Here is a 22,065-nt window from a genome sequence, read left to right as displayed (position 1 = left end):
TTCACACGGATACCGCTTGTTTACTTACCGTCTCTCACCTATTTAGTCGCCTCCACTACCTTTGGCATTTCCAGCCGATCCAACCTGGCCGCCATCGCTGCCAGTTTTTCGAGGAAAGCCTTGTTATCGTTCCTGAAATCTGCATTTTCCGCTTCCAGTCCGGCATTTTGTCTCGCCAATTCCTTCACCGATTCAATCAAATGCGGTATCAGGCCCATGTAATTGAGTGATTTGAAACCTTTTTCATCCGTCTTGACCAGTTCCGGGAACAACTTCTCCACCTCCTGCGCGATCAGCCCCGTTTGCAGCGACTGGTCCCGGTCTTTGTCTTTCCAATAATAATGGTAACCCCGAATGCCGGTAAGCTTGCTAAGGCTGGCCGAAAGGGGCAGGAAGTCCCGTTTCAGGCGGCGGTCGGAGGATTGCGAAAGTGAGCCGCCTAATGTGCCGTTTCCGGCATTATCAATAAAAAAGCGCCAATCATTGTTAATATAGAAACCGACTTGTGCGTCGGTCTTCATCCCCACAAAAGCATATGCGACGTTTTGAGAATTATTGAAGTGAATACCGGAAGTCGATCCGGCGTGCCTCACCCGCATACGTCCGCCCACATCCAAGGCAAATGCGGGCGAATCCTGACCCAATTTGACACCTGTGTTCCCATTTCTTAGAATGGAAATCGCATTCGAGTGGTTATTATTGCCTGTACCATTGCCTATTTGAAAAATGGCATCATCTGCCGACGGAGAATTGATACCACCGATACCCTGGGGAAAGTTAAACATCCCTGCAACAAAACTTCCCTTATAATTCGACTGCGTTTCGAGTCCCAAAGATGAAGCTCCGTACCCCGACGCAGTCGTATTGAATCCCATTGCATTGGAAAAATCTCCTGCGGCAGACGAACCAATACCAGAGACAAGACTTGCCAAGCCCTTTGCCAAATTGTCGCTTCCAAACCCGATAGAGTATGTCCCTAATTGTGCCCTTTCCCATTTTCCATTGACAGAGCCGCCAGCACGGAATGCTCCCTGGAATGGATACCAAATAAGTACGTTGCCTTCTCCAATAGCCGGTAACAGGTATTTCTGAAGGTCGGGATCGTTCAAGACATCCGGGTCGTTCGGATCAGCATCCGGCCCGAACTCCATCCTCTGCACCACGGGAAATCCATCGCTCCATTTCGTAGCCTCTTTCGCCTGCAATGCATAGGGTGTACTCAGCATTTGCGTCGTGCCCAGGTCCGTATACGTTGTGCCGCCGGTGGCATCCATTTCCAGTTGCAGAAAATGCGCGAAGGTTTTCCACGGGATATTGGCGAAGGTTCCGGCCAGTACCGCGCCGCCGCCGATGGGAATATTGAAAATTCCGCCGCCGTTCGTTTGTGCCGTGTGCGTTTCCTGGTAGGCGACAGTGCCGGAAACGCTTTCTGAATGGATGGTAATGCGTATGCCCACGTTGGCATTGCTCACCAGCTTGCCGTCGGCGCCGCGCGCGACGCCCTGAAAACTGAACTGCTGCGGAGCCTGGGCGAAGCTCATGGACATAGTCAGTACCATCACGGTACCGATAAAAATGGTTTTTATCATGACTGATCTGCGAAAAATTGTGATTGCCCTCAGGCGGTTTGACGAGCTGAAAATGAGCGGTGAAAGCTGTGGTTCCAAAACCGATAATCAAGCGGCAGTAACCAATTCACCTTCGGTAACAGGGCCTTGTGATGCGCGGCGGACGAGTGCAGCATTACGGAGAGGTTTTGCAGCAATCCCTGTAAGAATTACAAATGGTATTCCGCTAAGAAGAAAGCGATTTAAAAATTGAACTTTTACAACATATGCATTTCACCCGAACGTTCCAGGCATCAGCCACCAACCCTTATCTGTAAATGGTCTTATTAATATCATAAAATCGATACGAATAAGTTCAATTTTACATAAATGCTTTATATTCAATATTATAAAATAATGCCGATTATTTTCCAAGCAACTATTTCTAGATTCACACGCGACCTATTACACCGTTATTCCATGTAGTTTTACACCGTAGATGCGTACACCCCATTCTCTTGAAATTAATATTTCAAACCATCCACATTTTAACTATTTCAAGATTTAGGTAGTATATTAATGTATGTCAAATACCTTACTAAACGTCCTCTATCATGAAAAAACTTTTGCTTCTGGAGTGGATTCTTTTTATAGGTCTCTCCACAGGTGTGGCGCTCGGTGATGCCTGTACCTTAAGCGATCAGCTAATTGAACTAAACAGTGTTTCAAGTTCTGGTGAAAATTGTATTATCAACCTGAAGTATTCCTTCACCCTCGACAAGAACAAAGGAAACAAGTTCGCCTACATTCATTTCTGGCTTACAAGCAGTTACCCCAATCCCGAGTACAAACATGGCCCTGACAAAGGTGAATTGGGACCGGTGCTGGCTACCGTGGCGATCAGCACGGACGATCCTGTCAGCCTCTTGACCACCTACGGCCCGGACGAAACCGTTACGCCCATCTTCGCGGGGCTGACGATCAGCCAGACGGACCTCGGCGGGGGAAAATTCAGGATAACGGTGGACAACATTGGTTTTACGGTACCGGGCGCTTGTACTTCGCTGCCCGACATTACGGGCGATGTGTGGGCTTCGCAATCCAACGACAAGAAAACCCCGCCCGTTCACTGCGCGCTCCAGGGTATCAACACCATTTTACCCGTCAGCCTGGCGCGCTTCAACGGCACTTTGCTCGACAACGCCGTGAGCCTTTCCTGGACGACCGCCGAGGAAGCCGGAGCGAGCCATTTCGACATTGAAAGAAGTGTCGATTCGCGTGAATTTGTGCAGCTGGGCCGCGTGCAGGCCAAAGGCAATTCGTCGGCGACCACGCAGTACCGCTTCCTGGACACCCGGCCTTTGGGTGGGAATAACTATTACCGGCTGCGAATGGTGGATGCCGATGGCACGTCCGAGTACTCGCGCGTGATCGCCGTCGACAACCATACCGGCAGCGTCGCATTCGAGCTGCTGGGCAACCCGGTGCCGAACCGCGAAATCCGTTTCCTGCTCAAAAACGAAGATCCAGCGCATGTGAGCCTCTATGACCTGTCGGGAAAAGCGATCCGGTTTACGCTTGGTCGTTCCGGGAATGAATTTGTGATAAAACCTAAAAATAGCCTGGCTTCGGGCCTGTATTTGCTCTCGCTGCAGCGCAGCAACGGCGGTAAGCTCACGAAGAAAGTGGCGATGCCCTGAAATGTACTCCTCCGCAATGCAAATGGCCGCCAGAGCAACTCTGGCGGCCATTTTTGTGGCATTCTATTTTGTACCTAACACCCGCTGGATGTCGCTTACCGATATGGCGTCGGCGTCGTTGCCGAAACTTTTGCGGATGTAGGTCAGCACTTGCGCCATTTCCTCGGGTTTGAGGAAGTCGTGCTTGGGCATAAGATCGTTATAGGGCTTTCCGGCGACCTGTATCGGGCCTTCGAGTCCTTTCGCCACGACTTCTATCAGCCGCTTTTTGTTGCCCGTCACCCATTCCGAACCACCCAGTGGCGGGAACCGGCTGCCGTCGCCGAGGCCGTTGCGCTGGTGGCAGGGCGTGCAATAGGTATTGTACACGCGCTGGCCGAGTTCCGTGGTTTTCACATCCAGATTATCGGCGACCTCGTCGGGCGTGCGTATGTGCGCGAGCTGCTTGTGCTGCTCCATCGCGGCAAGTTGTTTGTTCCCAAAAGCGTTTCTGTCGCCTTTGAACATCATACGCCAGACTTTTCCTTTCCGCGAATCGGTTATGTACAGGGAGCCGTCCGGGCCCTCGGCAAGTCCCATTGGCCTGAATTTCGCGTCGCTTACATTAATGATCGGGTCCACGCCCGCGAAGCCGTCCGCGAACACCTCCCAATTGCCCGTCGGCTTCCCGTCCTTGAAGGGCACGAAGCACACGAAATAGCCTGCCTGCGGGTAAGGCGCCCGATTGGTGGAGCCGTGAAATGCGATGAATGCACCGTTTTTATACCGCGCCGGAAACTGGTTGCCCTGGTAAAAAAGCACGTCGTTAGGCGCCCAATGCCCCGGAAAACCGAAAAGCGGTTTCTGGTATTTCGCACCTTCGCCTTCTTTTTTACCGTCACCTCCGTATTCGGGGTTAAGCATTTTTTTACCCTTCATCTGGTCAAAATAATAGTACGGCCAGCCTACGTGGGTGCCTTGCGTCACTTTTACAAATTCCTCGGCAGGCAGAACGGCGCTTTGCCAGGAGGTGAATAGCTCGGGGAAAAGCCGGTGCAGGTTGTCGCGGCCGTGCACGACGGCATACAGGTTTTTGTCGGCAGGGTTCCAGCGCATGCCTACGATGCTCCTCAGCCCGGTAGCATATAATGTACCGTCGGACTGCGTTTGGTTCGGCTTGTCGGCGCTGAATTTCCAGATCCCGCCGTGCTTTTCCAGTTCGGGGCAAGGATCCACTCCGGGGCTCCCCGGCTTACCGCCCGGCGAGTTCACCATGTCCTGGCACGCATCCGACGGCGCTCCGAACGGCACGAACATATTGCCCTGGTCGTCGAAGGCCATGGGTTTGGTGATATGCCAATGGGCACCGTGCTCATGGTCGTCTTTCAGGATCAGCTCGGTTTTTTCGTCCGGCAGCAGCTGCCCGGGTATGAGTTTGCTCCGGTAAACGGCCAGCGAAGAGCTGTAATAGAGGTAGCCGTTGCGGATCGTGATGCCGTTGGCAAGGCTGCTATGGTCCTGGTAACTGCCGAAATTACGCATGATATCGGCTTTTCCGTCGCCATTTGTATCGCGCAAAGCGACGGTACCTCCGCCCTGGCCTTTGCCGAAATAGCGTAGCTTAATGTAAATATCGCCGTTGCCGTTGACCACAATGTGTCGTGCGAGCCCGGTACTGTCGGCCACGACGAGCGTTTCGAAACCTTCGGGTGTCGTGAGGCCGCCATTGTCGGGATCGCCGGGTGGAAGTTTTTCGCGGTGTAAATGCTGTGCGCCAATCAGCGCCAGAATGAGCAGGGTAAGGCTCAGGCCTATGCCCAACCTTTTGAATTTCATATGAGGATGCATGGTGAGTATGTTTAAAAAGCTTTTTTCTTTGCCGCCAGGCCGTTCAGGTCCCACACGACTTTCCCTTGCCGGAGGGTCATTTCGACTTCCAGCTTGCGGGTACCGGTGATCCCGCTCCCGGCTGAATCCATAAAACCGAACCGGCCTTCGCGCACCCGGAAGAGCGCAATATCAGCCGCATTACCTTCTTTCAAATTTCCCAATTCGGGATGGCCGATTGCCCCGGCGGCATTCCATGAGGCTATTTCCACTACTCTTTCAAGCGGAATGCCCATGGCCATGAATTTGGACATGACATTGGCCATATCCTTCATTGCCGAGTTCATGCTGAACCGGTGCAGGTCGGTACCGAAAGAGTTGGGGTAAAAACCCTGCTTCACGGCCGGCATCGCCTGATCGAACCAGAAACCCGCGCCGCCATGCCCGAGATCGAACAGGACGCCGCGCTTGCGGGCCGCTTCCACAAATGGACGCACACGACCGTCGTCCCCGATAATGGGCATCCGTTCTTTGATATTTTCAAAAGTATGGGTAATCATATCGCCGGGACGCATTTTTGCGAGCTGGTCTTCAAGTGAATATTCCGGCAAATGACACTCTACAAACAACGGCTTGCCTGCCTGCCCGGCTGCTTTCAATGCGTGATCGAACGGCGTCCAGTCTTTTCCATTATAATGTCCGATTTTCACGCCCGCAATCACGTCGGGGAACTGCCGCATTACCGCCACCGCCGAATCTACGTTCATATCCTGCAAATCCTGCTCGTGATCTGCGCCCGTCATGCCGCCGCCCGCGATATTCAGAAATGCCAGAATACGTGTTTTCGACTGGTCGATCACCTGCTTTTTGAACACCGGAAAACTCCGCCAGCCCGAAGTGCCGGCATCGACGACCGTCGTCACGCCGGAACGAAACGTAAAATCGTCGGGCGAAACACTATTGACGCCATTGGCGAACAACCCCGCCTGCGTGCCCACGAACACGTGCGTATGCGGGTCGATGAAGCCGGGTGTGAGGTAAAGGCCGTCCGCATCGATCACCTGTGTAGCATTACCGTCGATCACCGGTGCTATCCGGGCGATTTTACCCTGGCTCACGGCGACGTCCATGACGCCGTTCAATGTATTGGCGGGGTCGATCACGTGCGCTTTTTTGATCAGCATATCATAATCCTGCGCCGCGATGTGGCCTGGTAGCAGCCATGCCACCCATGCCAGCCACGCAGTGATGCGGAGGGAATCCATCATTCTTTCCATACTTATTTACCCTGCATTTCAGACTCCCACCCGGCCACGCTGATGCCGTTCAGGTCCCACACCACCTTGCCGGCGCGGATCGTAAGCTCGGCTTCCAGCTTTTTGTCCCCTTTCATTTTCAGCCGACGTGCGTCGATAAAGCCGAAGTCGCCCTTGCGGACTGAGAAAACCGTAATATCGGCTTCCGAGCCGATGCTCAGGCTACCCAGTTCCGGCCTTTTGATAACCTGCGCGGGGTTCCAGGTGACGCGTAAAATGGCGTCGGAAAGCGGTACGCCCATATTCAGGAACTTGGAAATGACATTATCAAGCCCCTTCATACCGCCATTCATACTGTCGGTATGGAGGTCGGTGCTGATGACATTCGCCAAAAATCCCTGCCTGATGGATGGGATTGCCTGGCGCCACGCGAATGCACCGCCGCCATGACCGACGTCGAATACAATGCCTTTCTTCTGCATTTCGAGCACGAACGGCTTCACCTTGCCCTGCTCGTCCACCACCGTTTCGCGGTCGGCGGGACCGTGCGCGTAGGTGTGTGTAAAGATATCGCCGGGGCGTAGGTATTCACGGAAAAGCTTCTCGATGGACAATGGCGGCCGGTGCTCGCCGAAATCGACGATGACGGGCACGTCGGCAAGCTTACCGGCTTCCACGGCGCGCTGCACCTGGCTGTAATCGCCCCAATAATGCGCTGATTTAATGCCTACGATGATATTGGGATACAGTCTTTTGATCATGTTGGCCGTCATGATGGGATTCATATCGTCCAGGTCCTGCTCTTCGAAGCGGCTCGCCATACCTGTTCCCACGATGTTGAGAAATACGAGGACGCGTGTCTGTGCCCGGTCGATCGTCTGCGCTTTGAATGTTTTGAAGTTGCGCCAGCCCGACGACCCGGCGTCTACTACCGTGGTAACCCCGGTGCGGAATGTAAACCCGTCGGGCGCCACGCTGGTATTCCCGTTGGCAATGTAGGCGTCGGGCGTGGTGCCGTTGAAAACATGGGCATGCATGTCGATAAAACCGGGCGAAACGTACATTCCTTTCGCGTCGACGACCTTTTTGGCGTCCGCAGGAGAAATATTGGCGGCAACCTGGGTGATTTTGCCGGCGGTGACAGCCACATCCATGACGCCGTCGATGCGGTTTTTCGGGTCGATCACGTGGCCGCCTTTCAGCAGGAGATCGATCGACTGGCAGTACGCCATTCCCGCGAACACCGGTGCAAGCAGCATAGCGACAGTAAACCAGGCGAGCCTGGGCAATTTAGAAAGGTTCATAAGGTGTTGGTTAGGATTTAGGTATTCAGGAATTGCCAGAAAAAGCATCCGATCATTAAAATATAGTCACTCATTTTGAAAAAAGCGAGAATTGCCAATGATCCTATCGCCGACGGACGCCAATACCAACGAATATTGATGAGCGGCACACGCCAACGGTGAAGTAAAGCTTATACTACAAAAACCACCCCAAAAGCGGCCGGTTTGCACCCCGGCCGGGATGTGACTTTTAAAAGAACAAGTTTAAATATTCAGCTCAATACAAAAATATCATATTGATTTACAGATACTTAAACACTTGTAGAGATATTTTTATTTTGAAATTGAAATCAAATGCTTTAAACTTGTTGTAGATTTTATTTTACATGAATGTAGTTTATAGTAAAATAACATCTACAATGGTGGTGGAATTCCAAATTTGAGCGGAAACTCTGTCTGATAATAACTTACTCAACGTTACGAACATGATGGAAAATCGTTTTCTCTGGCTTTCGCCTCAAGGCACCATACGGCCTTGCTCCGGGCCGCCCCGTTCAGGGCGCCGGAAAACACCTACCCTACTTGTTAGCTATTCTTTTTTACGGACGCCCGCTGCGGGAATGTCCTACCATCTTCCTCCTACTGATAATTGCGGAAATTCCTTTCGGAATGCGGGAAAGGCATGTGCGACGCTGATCATGCACAACGACCAACCGGGTTGTACCATGGCATGACAGAAAACATATAGGCGTATCCGTTCGCTTGTGCGGCGTGCCCTGAGAGGGCATTGCATGGCATGTTTGTGCCTACGGAAACACCCGACTGCTTACATCCGGTAATCAGCCAGCATTTGGTCAGGCTTTCGCGAGCTTTCTGACACGGGAGAATACTGTACCTATTAAACCAATTAATAATCCGCCAAATATCTTTTCACTAAATCTAACTCGTAATGAAAACACGTACACTGCGGTTACTTACCCTTCTGACTTTCCTTACATTCTTCCTTTATGACTGTAAGGATAAAGAAGCGGATTCACTCGAACCGGCCAACACCGAGCTTTCCAACCAGCTCGACAAGCTCGAACTGGCCCCTACCACACTGCAAGAAACACCGGACATTAAATTGGTGCCCGGCAAAGTGGAGCCATCGGCTAAAACCCTGGAATTGAACAACTCACTGGGGTCGGTTACGTCGGCAAGCATTCCTGCGAGCGTTACCAAAGCAGCCGAAGAGGTGTCGACCACCCTTTCGGAAGCGGAGATCAAGGCATTGAACGAAGTTTCGCCATCGGGCGCTTCGAAAACCGTGCTCAACTCCCAGCAGGTACGCGCCATCCTGAGCAAGGCATCCGGCGATGTGAAGCTGCAAGGCTACCTCTCGCTGCTTACCGTGGCCAAGGTAAACGGCCTGCTTGACGGCGGACGTACCGGCGCGGCCACCGAAGGCACCGTAACAGGCCCGGCGATCGAAGCCGGCAACACCGACGACTGTATCGCCCGTGCCAATGAGAAGTTTGACAAAACCAAAGAGCGCCTGGACGAAGCCAAAGCCAGGGAGCAGCAAAAAATCAACGAAGCGTATACCAGGGACCTGGAACGCATTCAGCGAAACCTGGAACAATGTACCGGCGAAAACAGCGCGGAGCATTTCGAGGCATTGCGCCAGGTAGGTATCAAAATCGCGAACGAAGCTTTGGCTGCATTGGAAAAAGCGAAGCCATTCCTGCGCCCGGGCCAGTACGAATACCTGAAAGCGCTGATCAACATCCAGTTGCTCGATTACCTGGACAAGGTAAATCAGCTGGAAGCTGCTAAAATCGGTACTTGTACTGAAATTGCCGCCATCGCAAAAACGCGTGCGGAAGAAGTTAAAAACTCGAACACAGCGGCCGTGGAAGCAAGCTACAATGATGCACTTGCCAAAGCGATCGAACTGAGAGACAAAATGATCGAAAACTGCCACAACCAGGGCAGCGGTATCTAATCGTCAGGCGGATGATTCAATTAGTTAGAGGCAGAGGGGGAAATGTATTGTTTCCCCTTCTGCTTACTCTTTGTATGAGCCTCTCCGGGCAGGCGCAAACCAATATTTCGGGCAAGCCGGGACTGATTTACATTCCGTCGGCGCAGCAAACGGGCGACGGCGCGTTTCAATTCGGCTACCACTACAACCCGGTCCGTTACGGGTTCCGCTATAACCGCAGGAATTCGGAGGGGATCTATTTTGCCAATCTTACCTTGCTACCCCGGCTGGAAATCAATGTGAACCTGCTGCGGATCAACAATGAGAAACAGCGTGGCAAAAAAGGTATCGGCGATCGGCAGCTGGATATCAAATACCTTCTGCTCAAAGAAACCCCCAAACGCCCTTCCCTGGCGGTTATTCTCTCAGCCCCGTTCGGGATCGACAACTCGTTGGCGACCAATGCGCTCGTGGCGGGCAAGACGTTCCGCCTCGGCAACAACCTATACGCAGACATCACCGCTGGATTCGGCAGCCCCATTTACATTCAGCGCGACGAATCCGAGAAAAGCAATTACAACATTTTCAACAGCCTTGAAATCATCCATAAAAAGGACCTCGCCTACCGGTACCTTTCGGGCCCTTTTGGTGGTTTCAATGTCCGTTTCGACAACAAGGCCGGCTTTATGGCCGAATGGGACAGCCAGCATTTCAATGCAGGCATTTACACGACTTTATTCAAACGCTGGACGGTACAGGCAGCCGTCCTGAACTTCGACCAGGTGACATTCGGCACGTCCTATGCCGTGAATATGCTCCCGCTCCCGCGCCGGGTGCGCGCTTACCAGGACCCGAAAGGGAACAACATGGAAGCGGCCGCGCCGTCTGAAAAGGAAAAATTGCGCAACAACTTCGAGAACCTCCACGTCGATTCCACCGCCCGAAAAGTAGCTTACGAGCAGCGGCTTTACCGGAACCCGTACATCGGTATGCTGGAAATGCAGCGCGTATCGGGCGATTCCGGCGTGAAAGAATACGTACCGATGTTCCAGGGCGTGCCGCTCGGCGCTTACCGGATGGATCAGAAGATCAGCTATCGCACACTGGCGAAGGACGAAGTACAAGTGCCCCGTTTTTTGCTTAACAAATACAAGCTGGATTTCTGGCTGCAACCGGTTTTCGCGGCCAATTTCGGCTATCGCGAGAAGACGTTACAGAGCAATACGAGCCTGCTGCTGCAAACGCAGTTCTACCTTTGGAAAGGTCTCGCCCTGAATGCGGGCGTACTTTTCCCGGTCACCAACGACCTCGACAACCGCCCGAAGATCATCCGGCCGGCGCCCATCTTCCTGAACCAGTTCCTGGCATTCGGCAAGCATTTCGTAAGCGCTTCCGCCGGGTATTTTTACAATGACCAATACGGTGTGAATGTCCAGTATCGCCATCACGACCTCTCCGGCCCGTGGTCATTCGGCTTCGAAGGCGGGCTTACAGGTTTGTATTATTATACCAAAACCGGCATTTACTACGAAAACATGAACAACCTGCTGCTCGTCGCCGACGCCGCCTACCGCCTTTCGCGTCCGGACCTGACCGTGAAGCTCTCCGGCGGCCGGTACCTGGCCGGTGACGAAGGTGCCCGCCTTGACCTGATCAGGCAGTTTACCAATGCAGAAGTGGGATTATATGTGATGAAAACGAACAATGGCACGACTGCCGGGTTCAACTTCGCGATACCGATCCCACCGGGCAAAATTGCGCAGGGCAAGAAAGTGCGGTTCCGGACGGGCGAGGAATTCCGGTGGGAATATAGCTACACCCGCGGCTTCCGCATCGGCGAGCGGTACCGCACCGGCTACCAGCTCGACCAGAAGCTGCGGCAATACCACACCGAATATCTCAACAAACAAAGACCATAACGACGATCGTCCTGTGAATGCGGCTTCACAGGGCGATCGTCATTTCCGGCGTTTGCCGCCGCACTATACACACTAAGCCAGTTTTTCCTTGAAGAAATCGACCGTACGTTTCCAGGCCAGTTCGGCCGCGGCCTTGTCGTAGCGCGGCGTGGTGTCGTTGTGAAAGCCGTGGTTGGCATTTTCGTACATGTAGGCTGTGTATTCCTTGTTATTATCCTTCAATGCTTTTTCGTATGCGGGCCAGCCTTCGTTCACGCGCGTATCCAGGCTCGCGTAATGCAGCAGCAATGGCGCCTTGATCCTGGGAACGTCGGCGGTAGCCGGCTGGCCGCCGTAGAAAGGCACGGAAGCCGCCAGGTCCGGAATGCGCACGGCCATCATATTGGCCACGCCGCCGCCGAAGCAGAAGCCTACCACGCCGATCTTGCCGTTGCAGTCCTTGTGGTTTTTCAGGTATTCGTAGGCGGCGATGAAGTCCTCGTTCATTTCATTGCGGTCACGTTTGCTTTGCATTTCGCGGCCGGCATCGTCGTTGCCGGGGTAGCCGCCCAACGGCGAAAGTGCGTCCGGCGCGATGGAAATGAAACCGGCCAGTGCTGCCCGGCGTGCCACATCTTCGATATGCGGGTTCAGGCCCCGGTTTTCGTGCACCACCACAATACCCCCCAGCTTCCCTTTCGCATCCGCAGGCTTCGACAGCAATGCCTTGATCGTCTTGCCGCCCTTGGGCGAGTTATAATTCACATAATCGGACTGCAAACGCGGATCGCCCGCATGCACCTGTATCGCCCCTGCATAATCGGGCATGAGAAAACCCATCAGCGATGCCACCGTGACGCCCCCGACCGCGTAGGCCGACAGGCTTTGCACAAAATTGCGGCGATCGATGCGGTCGTGGGCATAATCGTCGTAAAGGTCGAATACCTCCTGCTTAATGTCTTCTTTTCTGAGCTGCGACATGGTATAATAGGATTGCGGTGATATGGTATTGATTTTGAAATATTTACTTGCGAATTGTCCGTGATCTTTTCAAATTTGTCACTCTTGCCTTACACGTTTAAACCTTTCTCCAACGCTTCGACATCTGCTATGAAAAAACTGATTTTACCAATTCTACTTCTATCGTTTCTCGCAAGTTTCGGACAAGGCTCGCTGGAATCGGACCGGCTGGCATTGATTGCATTGTATAATGCCACCAATGGCCCCGAATGGTACGAAAAAGCAGGCTGGAATCCGAATGGGAATCCCGGCGACAGTCCGTGCGGCTGGTACGGCGTGACTTGCGAAGGCGGGCGGGTTACCGGGCTAAACTTGCTGCAAAGCGGCCTCGACGGCAGCATTCCCCCGGCAATCGGAAACCTCGATCAGCTGAAAACCCTTATCCTCGGTTGGACCGTTTTCACCGACGCCCGCACAGCTTATAACCCGCCCTATTTACCCATTCCCACGGAGATCGGCAATCTGACCAACCTCGAACATCTCGATCTGAGCGGTGACAACGGCATCAACTACGACATTTATGGCGGCCTGCCATTGCCCGGCCCGCTGCCCGAGAGTCTTGGCAACTTGACGAAACTCACTTACCTCAACCTGGGCTGCATGCTGAAGGATATGAAATTTTATGGAGAGCTCGATGGTCCCATTCCCAGCTCTCTGGGCAATCTGGTCGACCTGAAATACCTGAACCTGGGCAACCAGCGTTTTTCAGGCCCCATACCACCTGAACTTGGCAATCTTACGAAACTGGAATTCCTGATCCTGAGCGGTGCCAACCAATTCACCGGCACCATTCCGGCCTCGTTTAATAACCTGATCAATCTTAAAGAGCTGGGAATTGCCCATTTAGGCGACCCGGGTGCGCAACCCTACGGAACATTGACAGGCCCTATTCCCACCCTGACAGGTATTCCTGCGACAGCCACTGTCGATATCAGCAGCAACTCATTTAATTTTGAAGGATTGGATTTGAATATCAGCCGGATAGATTTTTATTCCAACCAGTCAAAAATTGATATTAACTACAATGTCGGGACAAAAACCCTTACTGCCGAGGCCGGGGGAACGATCGCCAACAATACGTATACCTGGTATCGTAACAATATCCTTATAACCACGATAGTCGGTAATAAAAATTACAATGTGACCGAAGACGGCACCTACTACGCAAAAGTCACAAACAGCGCCGTACCGAACCTGACCCTCACGACGCAAAATGAGGTGGTAACGTCGCTGCCGGTAACGCTGGTGTCGTTTTCAGGCAGCAATGAAGGCGATCAGAACCTGCTGACATGGAGAACCAGCCTCGAAACCAACAGCCAGGGGTTCGACATCCAGAGAAGCTGGAACGGCACCGATTTTGAAAAAGTTGGTTTCGTACCAGGCCACGGCGACACGCACGAGGGCGCGACATACTCATTTATCGACAAAAGCCCCCTATTCAAAACCTACTACCGCCTCAAACAACTCGATTTCGATGGCACATACTCTTTTTCAAGGGTTATTTCAATCAAAAACCAGCATTCGGATATCGTCACATACCCCAATCCGGCCACGGACCATTTTTACCTCAAGAACCTGAAAGAGAAAGGTAAAATCGTGATCCGCAACCAGGAAGGAAAAATCATCAGCACACAAATGGGCGAACCGGGTAAGCCGCTGACGACCGCGGGTATCGCACCGGGGCTTTATACGATCAGCGCAGGTGGGGTTGTGAGGAAGATTGCGATTGGGCGGTAGGTGGCGGAGAGTGAAGGTGCTAGCGTGATAGAAATTCCATTCCAGGAGAGAAAGTACATAGCCATAGTTATTAATAGAGCAAAAGCATTTATTTAAAGGTAGTATTTTTTCAAATAATTGAAAATCAACAAATTAATTTTCCGACAAATAAATCCCTAATGTTTTACACGCTTCCTAAAAATTAAATATTTAGGTTTACCGAAGTTACAATGCAACGCATTTTCAAAGCCTTAGAAAATGCGTTTGCCTGACTTTTCATTCTTTACTATCTCTTCTTACGCAACACTATTTCTGGAATTAAGATAAATGAGTTGTCGATTCGCAATCATAGTTTCTGGGTTACGGGCAATTACATCAACCTAAAATACGTGAACTAATTATGATGATAAATCTATTGAATATCATTATAAGCCTAACACTCTTAATATTTTGTGTTGAGAGTGATGCACAATGCCAAAATATTTCCGGTCGTTGGTTGGGCAGCATCACGATACCCGGCTATAACGGGAGGGAATATCCTATCGAAGTTTCTGCAACACAAAAAGATAGTCTGATCAGCGGTAGAGTAAAGATCACCTATGAGGGGAAATATGCCATTATGAAGTTTCAGGGCACCGTTTCCGGAAATAACATTATCATCAGCGAAAATGAAGTTATCGAGGATTCATATCCAAATCACGTCTGGTGCTTAAAGAGTTTTGAAGGCAAATTTCACGTAGATAAGTCAGGCCTGATTAAGGAGATTTCAGGGACCTATACCGGCTACACAACGTATTATGACAATCGCTATACTAATGAATACTGTGTCCCCGGAAGTTTTATATTATTTCAAAACAGCTCTATTCAAATCGATGATGAAAAAAAATTCAGGAGTAACATTAAAAATATTAAAAAAGAAGAACCCCTATCATTGTATAACTCCAAGTATGCAATCAGCTATCTCATCTCGACATCACTTCAATTTGAAAAGACTAGTTCCAATTTATTAGAATCATCGATAAGTAATTTAAATAAAGTACTTAATAGTTTGTCTGAAAATCGGTCTGTAAAAATAATATTAGAAAGTCACACAGATAATGTCGGCGATCCGAAAAAAAACTTCAAGTTAGCCGAAGAGCGAGCTATCAAAATAAAAAAACATCTCGCTGGTAATAACATATTAGAAAGCAGAATCCAATGTCGCATTCTAGGATCACTATTGCCCCTCGCACCGAACGATAATGAACATAACCGAAGTTTAAACAGACGTGTTGTAATAAAAGTACAGGATTTGTAGTAGACTCGACACCAGATATTCAGATGAAGTATTCCATTCACCATTTATTTAAAGGCAACAAACCTTCAATACTCTGATTACCAGCCATTTATTTTCCCGATAAATAAATCCCCGTTGCGTTCTACAAATCGCATTAAATAAAATATATACGTTTGTCCGGGTTGTAACGCGGCGTAACCTTAATGCCCTGCAATTCCATACTCAACTTCCATTATCACTCAATTTGCGGCACCCCGCCGGAATAGGACAGCACTGCGCACCGCCGGCAGCGGCTGCTCTGTGACACAAACAGCATTTCTTGAATAAGGCCTTCAATCATTTCAGAGATCTGAAATGAGCGATGGCCCTGCGCGTCTTCATTCACCACTATCCAGGTTTTAAAACCCTTGGCACATGAGAAAACATTACACACAAAAACCCCTTTTACCAACAACTACCAATCGTATTTGCATGCTCTTTTGGAGCCTGCTGGCTTTTTCCAGTTTTTACGCAGCCGCTCAGAATATCACTTACCAAGCCCTTTCCACGGGTGCGACCTTCGACGGTCGGGCCATAAACCAGGGCTCGCCGGTTGGCAGTATAACGGGCACCGGCAATGTCGCGTCAGGAGGCGCAACCTACGCGATGGCGGTTTCGATGCCGCCCGGTACAAATGGCATCAGCCCGGCTGTTTCGATCAATTACCATTCGATGGCAGGAAACGGCGTGCTGGGGCAGGGCTGGGACATTGGCGGATTATCGAAAATCACTCGCTCCACGCGGAATATGTATTTTGACAATGAGACAAATCCTGTTGTGATGACCAACAGCGACAGGTTCGTGCTGGACGGCGTGCGGCTGATTGCCAAAGCGGGCAACTACGGAGAACCCAACACAACTTACGGCACTGAAAGTGAGAATTTCGCAACCATCACTTCCAAAAGCACACAGGGGAACGGGCCGCAATGGTTTGAGGTAACTAGAAAGGACGGGGTGAAAATGGAGTACGGCAACACCCCGGATTCCAGGCTTACCGGCCAGTTTGCTACCGTGCTTACGTGGGCACTCTCCCGCATCCTGTATGCCGATGGGAATTACATTACCTTCAAATACAACACCAACGCCAGTTTCGCACTACTGATCGATGAGATCAATTACACCGGCAATGCCGCGCAAGGATTAGCGCCCTATAATCAGGTCAAATTTGACTATAAGATCCGCACGATCGATGAAAATGCCGGTTTCGAGCATGAAACGCGTGTTGAAAGTAAATACTTGCTCGACAAGATTACCACGAAAGCGGAAGGATCAATCGTTAAGACCTATCAATTCAGCTACGGCCATGACAACATCAATTCCTATTTAAAAGAGGTCATCGAGGCAGGCACCGACGGCACGCAACTTAATGCTACCATTTTCAAATACGGCAACCCGCCTGCTGATTTCAGCACCGTCACTACGGATGGATATGATTACCCTTCGTCGACCACCATCACAGGAGATTTCAATGCCGATGGCTTAACCGATTTTCTGGAAGCCAGTCTCATTCCGAATCCTGCCGTATACAGGATGATCGTTTACGCCAAGTATCCTGCCTACAATGCAAAACCGAACGATTTCTATGTCGGCAACGTGACGGACGCGCCTGTTACCTACTCGGTGGTAAAGAAGCAAAGCATTCCCAATTCGTTCGATTTCCTGGCCTATGATTTTACAGGCGACGGAGCAGATGACGTTTTGATGACCAACATTGCAGGTTCGGGCCAAAATCGTACGCTGACCAGCCTCCGCATTTATCGTACCGTTCAGAATTACGACTGGCAAACCAATGGACAATCGGCCATTCAGTTCGATCCGCTGACCATATCCCCGTACACCGGTTACTCCAAAATCCATCCCAGCGGGCACTTCATTTTCCCGGGCGACTATGATGGGGATGGTATTCAGGACATTCTGACCATGCTGGGAAGCAATGCCGTCAATTACAATTGCCACCTGTACAACGGAAAAGTCCAGCCCGATTTCGGGTCCATTGTAATCTCCGGCGTCTTTGCACTAGCGGTCAGCGAATGGCCGACCGCTGACAAAGTGCACGTCGTCGATTTCAACGGCGACGGCAAAAGCGATATCATGCTGATCAAGGGTATGAATTGCGAGGTCTTTACATTCGATGGCTGGACGGCACGCCGCATTCATTACTCCACCAATTATTTAACCAAAGACCACCTCAGCTATTTTGGTGATTTCAATGGTGACGGCAAAACGGACATTCTTGCCAAATTAACCACTTCGGGCGCGTGGAAAGTGGTGGTTTCTAATGGTATTGCCTTCTACGAATCACCCTTCACATTTAACACAACGCCTGATACCGATCCTTTCACGGGCGACCAGCTGGGCATCGCGGACATTAACGGGGATGGAAAATCGGACATTTATCACGGGTGGCAGACTGCGGCACCTTCGAATTTCGATGTCTACTACGGAAAGGGCTATTCAAGTACCGGGGCCAACTTTTATCGCATCAACAGCACGTACGCCGTAAACCTGGGGGCACCGCCTCCCATGATCGGCGATTTCAACGGCGACCGCCGGGCCGACATTATCAATTTCAAGAATGTCCTCAACCCGATGGATGTCTTCTATTTCAAAAAGGAAGGCAGGGAAAATCTGCTTGAAAAAGTAAAAAACGGCTTTAATCACGTAACTGAATGGGTTTACAAAAAACTGACGGATGAAAATGGCTTTTACATCCGGGGAAATCTCACCGCCTACCCATTCAATGCGATACAACCTGCGCTATATGCTGTTTCGGATTTCAAATTGCAAAACGGCATTGGCGGCTACAATACCATTCAATACACCTATGAAGCCTGTAAGCTGCACCGGGCAGGCAAGGGCTTTCTCGGCTTTGGTAAAATAACGGCCAACAACCTGGCAACGGGGATCAAAACAGTGGCTGAAAACGAATTCAACACTACCTATTACACCCCGATTCCCTACCGGACCTCTATCTATCTGGCGTCAACGAGTGCCCTCCTGAGCCAGACAACCAATACCAATGTGGCCGTTTCTCCGGCCGCCAAGCGCTTCTGGATAAAGACAACCAATGTTTTGGAAAACAAGGCATTCGAAGGCAGAACGAGCACTACGGTAAATGTATATGACGATTTTGGCAACGTCAAGCAAAGTAGCATCAATAATGGCGTGGAAACTGCTTTCACTGACATCATTTACGGAGCCTATCCGGCCGGGGTGCCCAACAAGCCGACGTCAGTGACTGTTACAACGACCCGGACGGGCCAACCAGCATTCACAGTTGCAACGGGGTACGCTTACAATGGCATTGGCCAGCTTACTTCGAAAACGGATTTCTCCGGTCTTCCTAAAAACGTGGTCACCACCTACGAATACTTCCCGTTAGGAAACCTCAAAAAGACGACCATCACTCCGAACGGCCCGGCTGCATCACTGCCACGAAATACATCAGCCGTCTACGATCCCAAAGGCCGCTATGCCGAATCGAGTGTGAACGAACTGGGCCAGACCTCTACCGCGACCTATGATCCTAAATGGGGCGAACCAATGACCTCAACGAGCGTCGAGGGGCTAACCACCACTTACCAATATGACGTATTCGGAAGGCCGACCGTTACGACAATTCCTGCACCGGCTGCTTACAACATGACCCAAAGCTACGGATGGGACCTGGCCAACGGCGCGGTGTGGTACAGCCAGGTTTCCCATCCCGGTAGGCCGAACGTCAAAATATGGTATGACTTGCTGGGGCGCGAGATCAAAAAAGAAACGGAAGGCTTTGGCAACCAGCCCGTCACGCAGGTTCAAACATATGACGCAAGGGGTAATGTCATTACCAGCACCCAGCCCTACAAGGCAGGCGAAATATACATTACGACGACGACGCAGTTCGATGAATATAACCGCCCGTTCAATATCAACAGCGGCGCGTTAGGCACGAAAACGATCGGCTACGCCTACGCCGCAGGCGACCTTACCACCACCACTACCACTCCTACCGGTACCACTTCGCAAAAGACCGATGCCAGTGGAAAGGTCATCAGCTCGACGGACGATGGTGGAATCTTGGCGTACACCCATTTTAGTCACGGAGGAGTAAAGGATATTAAAAACGGTGCCGTTACACTCGCCGGTAACCAGTATGACGCCTATGGTCGCCAAACCCAGCTGACCGACCCCAATGCCGGCACCACGCTGTACGATTACAATTCGCTGGGAGAATTGGTGAGCCAGACCAATGCCAATGGAGCCACCTACACACTAACCTACGACATCGCCGGAAGAATTGCCACCAGAACAAAAGCAGGAGAGCCGGCGACGATTTACCAATACCGGGCGTCGGGCAATGGCATCAATCAGATCGAAAAAATAACCGGTTTTGCCGGAAACGTGACAGATTACACTTACGATGCCTACGACCGGTTAGCAACCATTACGGAAACGATTGATGGCAGCGCCTACACAACTACCTATACTTACAATAATTACGGGGACATTGCTTCGGTGCTGTACCCTTCCGGATTCGGCACGAACCATGCCTATGATGCAAATGGCTACCCGACGACCGTCAAAAACACCAACAGTTCGGTAACCCTTTACACCAACACCGGCATGAATGGCCTGGGCCAGAACACGGCATACACGCTCGGCAATGGGAAATCGTCGGTGATCAATTACGATTATGGCATTCCGAAACTGTTTTCCACCGCCGGCGTGCAAAACCTGGAACTGACTTGGGATTATCCCAAAGGCAACCTGACTAAACGCAAGGATTACATTAAAAACAAGGAAGAAAGCTTCACTTACGACAACCTAAGCCGCCTGCTCACGGCTACGGTAGCAGGCAAGCCCGCACAGGTGCTCACCTACGAACCTTCGGGCAACATCGCCTCGAAAACCGATGCCGGGCAGCAATTCAGCTACCATCCTGCCAAACTCAACGCGCTCGCGGGCATCATTGCGCCCACCACCGCGCTACCCATGCTCACGCAGGACATTACCTATACGGCGTTCAACCAGCCCGAAAAAATCACCGAAAACGGTTCCGGCCAGCCCTACGAGCTCACTTATACCTACGATGCCGGTTATCAGCGAATCAAGGGTGTCATGAAAAAGAACGGCGCATTGATCAACACGCATTACTATTTCGGAAGCTACGAAAAAGACATCACCGCCGGCGTAGCGGACAAGCACCTGCATTACATCCACACGCCCGCAGGCCTCTCCGCCATCGTCATCCGCGAGAACGGCACCGACCAATACTACTACACCTACACCGACCACCTGGGCTCACTACTGACCTTGACCGCACTCAACGGCACCGTCATTCTCGACCAAAACTTCGACGCCTGGGGACGGCTGCGTCATCCTGCCAACTGGGATTACACCAACGTACCGGCTCCGACCAGCTATTTGTACCGCGGATTTACCGGACATGAGCATTTGACGAATTTTAATTTGATCAATATGAATGGGCGGATGTATGATCCGGTTGTGGGGCGGGTGCTGAGTGTTGATAATTATGTGCAGAATCCGTTTAGTACACAAGATTTCAATCGGTATTCCTATGCGAGAAACAATCCCCTGGTATACAACGATCCTGACGGAGAGTGGATAAATTTTGTAATTGGAGCAGTCGTTGGGGGATTTTCTGGGTATCGCATAGGCAAAGCTAAGGGTGCCACCGGATGGTCACTATTTTTTCATGCGTTGGGAGGTGCGGCTGTTGGTACAGTTTCCGCTGGAATAGGCTCGACAGTGGCTGCGACCGTGGGCTCATCAATCACAGTTAGCTATGGCGGCTTGATCAGCGCCGCTATCGGAGGGGCTACCGCAGGAGCCGCAAGCGGTGTGGGATTCGCGACAATCAGTGGTGGCAATATAGGCAATGCCGCTTGGAAAGGCGCATTAAGCGGATTTACTGGCGGGGTCGTAGGTGCTTATATAGGAGGAAGCGCCGGTGCCCTCGCCGGCGGTGCAACTGGAAGCGCCACGGGAGCAGCACTAAATGGCGAAGACCTACAAGGTATAGGAATTTCTGCTCTCGTTGGCGGAGGCGTAGCGTTCGGAGCATATCAATTGCAATTAGCTGTCAATTATCATAAGTACGCGAACTCTAGTGGCACGATGAGCAGAAAGCAATTTGAGGCAGTTAGTGTTGCCGCGCAAAGGTCGTTTACAAGAGGTCGCGAATTTGGCGGCTGGCTTCTTGATGACGGGAGTGTCGAAATGTTCCCAACCGGAGGTAAAGACAGGATCTTTCCTCAGGACAAACCAAACAACGCAACCGCATCTTTCCACACTCACCCAAACCTAGGTGTCACTTGGCAAGAAACTCATAGCTCAGCGGACATTTACTTCAATAATAACATATCGAGGCTCCCTTCGACAGTCGTGGGCAGGCAAAACATTTTCTGGCATGTCCCGAATCAGAACCCAACACTGCTATATAGCAACTCGATATTGAATCCGTATCCATTCTACTCATATCCATTAAATCGATAACAGGATGAACTATTTTCTGTATCTCACTTTCGCATTACGGCTAAGCGCCTGGAATGCCCC

General features: G+C 51.1%; 12 protein-coding genes. 7 read left to right on the top strand and 5 right to left on the bottom strand.

Annotated elements, in window-relative coordinates; translation table 11 throughout:
• Positions 1 to 38 precede the first annotated feature (38 nt).
• Positions 39 to 1,589, bottom strand: coding sequence for a tail fiber domain-containing protein (locus tag H144_RS33480; RefSeq protein ID WP_019945029.1), 1,551 nt, complete (start codon positions 1,587 to 1,589; stop codon positions 39 to 41).
• Here H144_RS33480 and H144_RS34440 point away from each other — a divergent pair.
• The gene (locus H144_RS34440) at positions 1,588 to 1,821 is read left to right on the top strand and encodes a hypothetical protein (protein ID WP_157505145.1); all 234 of its coding nucleotides are present in this window, start codon (positions 1,588 to 1,590) and stop codon (positions 1,819 to 1,821) included. The two genes, H144_RS33480 and H144_RS34440, sit on opposite strands and share 2 nt — an antisense overlap.
• A gap of 340 nt (positions 1,822 to 2,161) precedes the next feature.
• Entirely contained in the window at positions 2,162 to 3,247 is a 1,086-nt protein-coding gene (locus tag H144_RS0125920; RefSeq protein WP_019945028.1) for a T9SS type A sorting domain-containing protein, read from the top strand.
• A 63-nt stretch (positions 3,248 to 3,310) separates the two neighbouring features.
• Here H144_RS0125920 and H144_RS0125915 read toward each other — a convergent pair whose 3' ends face one another.
• From H144_RS0125915 to H144_RS0125905, 3 genes are read right to left on the bottom strand one after another with little or no spacing between them, the layout of a single operon-like run.
• Positions 3,311 to 5,062, bottom strand: a complete 1,752-nt coding sequence (locus H144_RS0125915) for a PQQ-dependent sugar dehydrogenase (RefSeq protein ID WP_019945027.1) — start codon at positions 5,060 to 5,062, stop codon at positions 3,311 to 3,313.
• 23 nt (positions 5,063 to 5,085) lie between these two features.
• Positions 5,086 to 6,321: an amidohydrolase/deacetylase family metallohydrolase gene (locus tag H144_RS0125910; protein WP_308425748.1), complete on the bottom strand. Its 1,236-nt coding sequence runs from the start codon at positions 6,319 to 6,321 to the stop codon at positions 5,086 to 5,088.
• An 11-nt stretch (positions 6,322 to 6,332) separates the two neighbouring features.
• Complete coding sequence (locus H144_RS0125905) at positions 6,333 to 7,613, bottom strand: amidohydrolase/deacetylase family metallohydrolase (RefSeq protein ID WP_211220709.1); 1,281 nt, start codon at positions 7,611 to 7,613, stop codon at positions 6,333 to 6,335.
• Positions 7,614 to 8,541: 928 nt separating this feature from the next.
• Here H144_RS0125905 and H144_RS0125900 point away from each other — a divergent pair.
• Together H144_RS0125900 and H144_RS0125895 are read left to right on the top strand one after the other, a co-directional pair.
• The gene (locus H144_RS0125900; protein ID WP_019945024.1) at positions 8,542 to 9,576 is read left to right on the top strand and encodes a hypothetical protein; all 1,035 of its coding nucleotides are present in this window, start codon (positions 8,542 to 8,544) and stop codon (positions 9,574 to 9,576) included.
• 74 nt (positions 9,577 to 9,650) lie between these two features.
• Positions 9,651 to 11,474: a YjbH domain-containing protein gene (locus H144_RS0125895; protein ID WP_019945023.1), complete on the top strand. Its 1,824-nt coding sequence runs from the start codon at positions 9,651 to 9,653 to the stop codon at positions 11,472 to 11,474.
• 72 nt (positions 11,475 to 11,546) lie between these two features.
• On the opposite strand, the gene H144_RS0125890 is transcribed toward H144_RS0125895, so the two are convergent.
• Positions 11,547 to 12,434: a dienelactone hydrolase family protein gene (locus H144_RS0125890; protein ID WP_019945022.1), complete on the bottom strand. Its 888-nt coding sequence runs from the start codon at positions 12,432 to 12,434 to the stop codon at positions 11,547 to 11,549.
• A 129-nt stretch (positions 12,435 to 12,563) separates the two neighbouring features.
• Here H144_RS0125890 and H144_RS0125885 point away from each other — a divergent pair, with 129 nt between their 5' ends.
• The 3 genes from H144_RS0125885 (at position 12,564) to H144_RS0125875 (ending at position 22,005) form a co-directional block, all read left to right on the top strand.
• Complete coding sequence (locus H144_RS0125885) at positions 12,564 to 14,210, top strand: leucine-rich repeat domain-containing protein (protein WP_019945021.1); 1,647 nt, start codon at positions 12,564 to 12,566, stop codon at positions 14,208 to 14,210.
• 379 nt (positions 14,211 to 14,589) lie between these two features.
• Positions 14,590 to 15,486: an OmpA family protein gene (locus H144_RS0125880; RefSeq protein WP_019945020.1), complete on the top strand. Its 897-nt coding sequence runs from the start codon at positions 14,590 to 14,592 to the stop codon at positions 15,484 to 15,486.
• Between the two features lie 450 nt (positions 15,487 to 15,936).
• Positions 15,937 to 22,005 (top strand): FG-GAP-like repeat-containing protein, encoded by a 6,069-nt coding sequence (locus H144_RS0125875; protein ID WP_019945019.1) that lies wholly within the window; start codon positions 15,937 to 15,939, stop codon positions 22,003 to 22,005.
• Positions 22,006 to 22,065 lie beyond the last annotated feature (60 nt).

Origin of the sequence: Dyadobacter beijingensis DSM 21582, assembly GCF_000382205.1 — a bacterium.
Taxonomy (GTDB): Bacteria; Bacteroidota; Bacteroidia; order Cytophagales; family Spirosomataceae; genus Dyadobacter; species Dyadobacter beijingensis.
Note: the sequence above shows the minus strand (reverse complement) of the source record. Positions and strands in the feature narration are given on the sequence as shown.

Bases quoted from the DNA above. Each gene is read 5' to 3' on its own strand.
- H144_RS34440 (WP_157505145.1), top strand. From the start codon at position 1,588: ATGACTGATCTGCGAAAAATTGTGATTGCCCTCAGGCGGTTTGACGAG.
- H144_RS33480 (WP_019945029.1), bottom strand. From the start codon at position 1,589: ATGATAAAAACCATTTTTATCGGTACCGTGATGGTACTGACTATGTCC.
- H144_RS0125920 (WP_019945028.1), top strand. From the start codon at position 2,162: ATGAAAAAACTTTTGCTTCTGGAGTGGATTCTTTTTATAGGTCTCTCC.
- H144_RS0125915 (WP_019945027.1), bottom strand. From the start codon at position 5,062: ATGAAATTCAAAAGGTTGGGCATAGGCCTGAGCCTTACCCTGCTCATT.
- H144_RS0125910 (WP_308425748.1), bottom strand. From the start codon at position 6,321: ATGATGGATTCCCTCCGCATCACTGCGTGGCTGGCATGGGTGGCATGG.
- H144_RS0125905 (WP_211220709.1), bottom strand. From the start codon at position 7,613: ATGAACCTTTCTAAATTGCCCAGGCTCGCCTGGTTTACTGTCGCTATG.
- H144_RS0125900 (WP_019945024.1), top strand. From the start codon at position 8,542: ATGAAAACACGTACACTGCGGTTACTTACCCTTCTGACTTTCCTTACA.
- H144_RS0125895 (WP_019945023.1), top strand. From the start codon at position 9,651: ATGAGCCTCTCCGGGCAGGCGCAAACCAATATTTCGGGCAAGCCGGGA.
- H144_RS0125890 (WP_019945022.1), bottom strand. From the start codon at position 12,434: ATGTCGCAGCTCAGAAAAGAAGACATTAAGCAGGAGGTATTCGACCTT.
- H144_RS0125885 (WP_019945021.1), top strand. From the start codon at position 12,564: ATGAAAAAACTGATTTTACCAATTCTACTTCTATCGTTTCTCGCAAGT.
- H144_RS0125880 (WP_019945020.1), top strand. From the start codon at position 14,590: ATGATGATAAATCTATTGAATATCATTATAAGCCTAACACTCTTAATA.
- H144_RS0125875 (WP_019945019.1), top strand. From the start codon at position 15,937: ATGCTCTTTTGGAGCCTGCTGGCTTTTTCCAGTTTTTACGCAGCCGCT.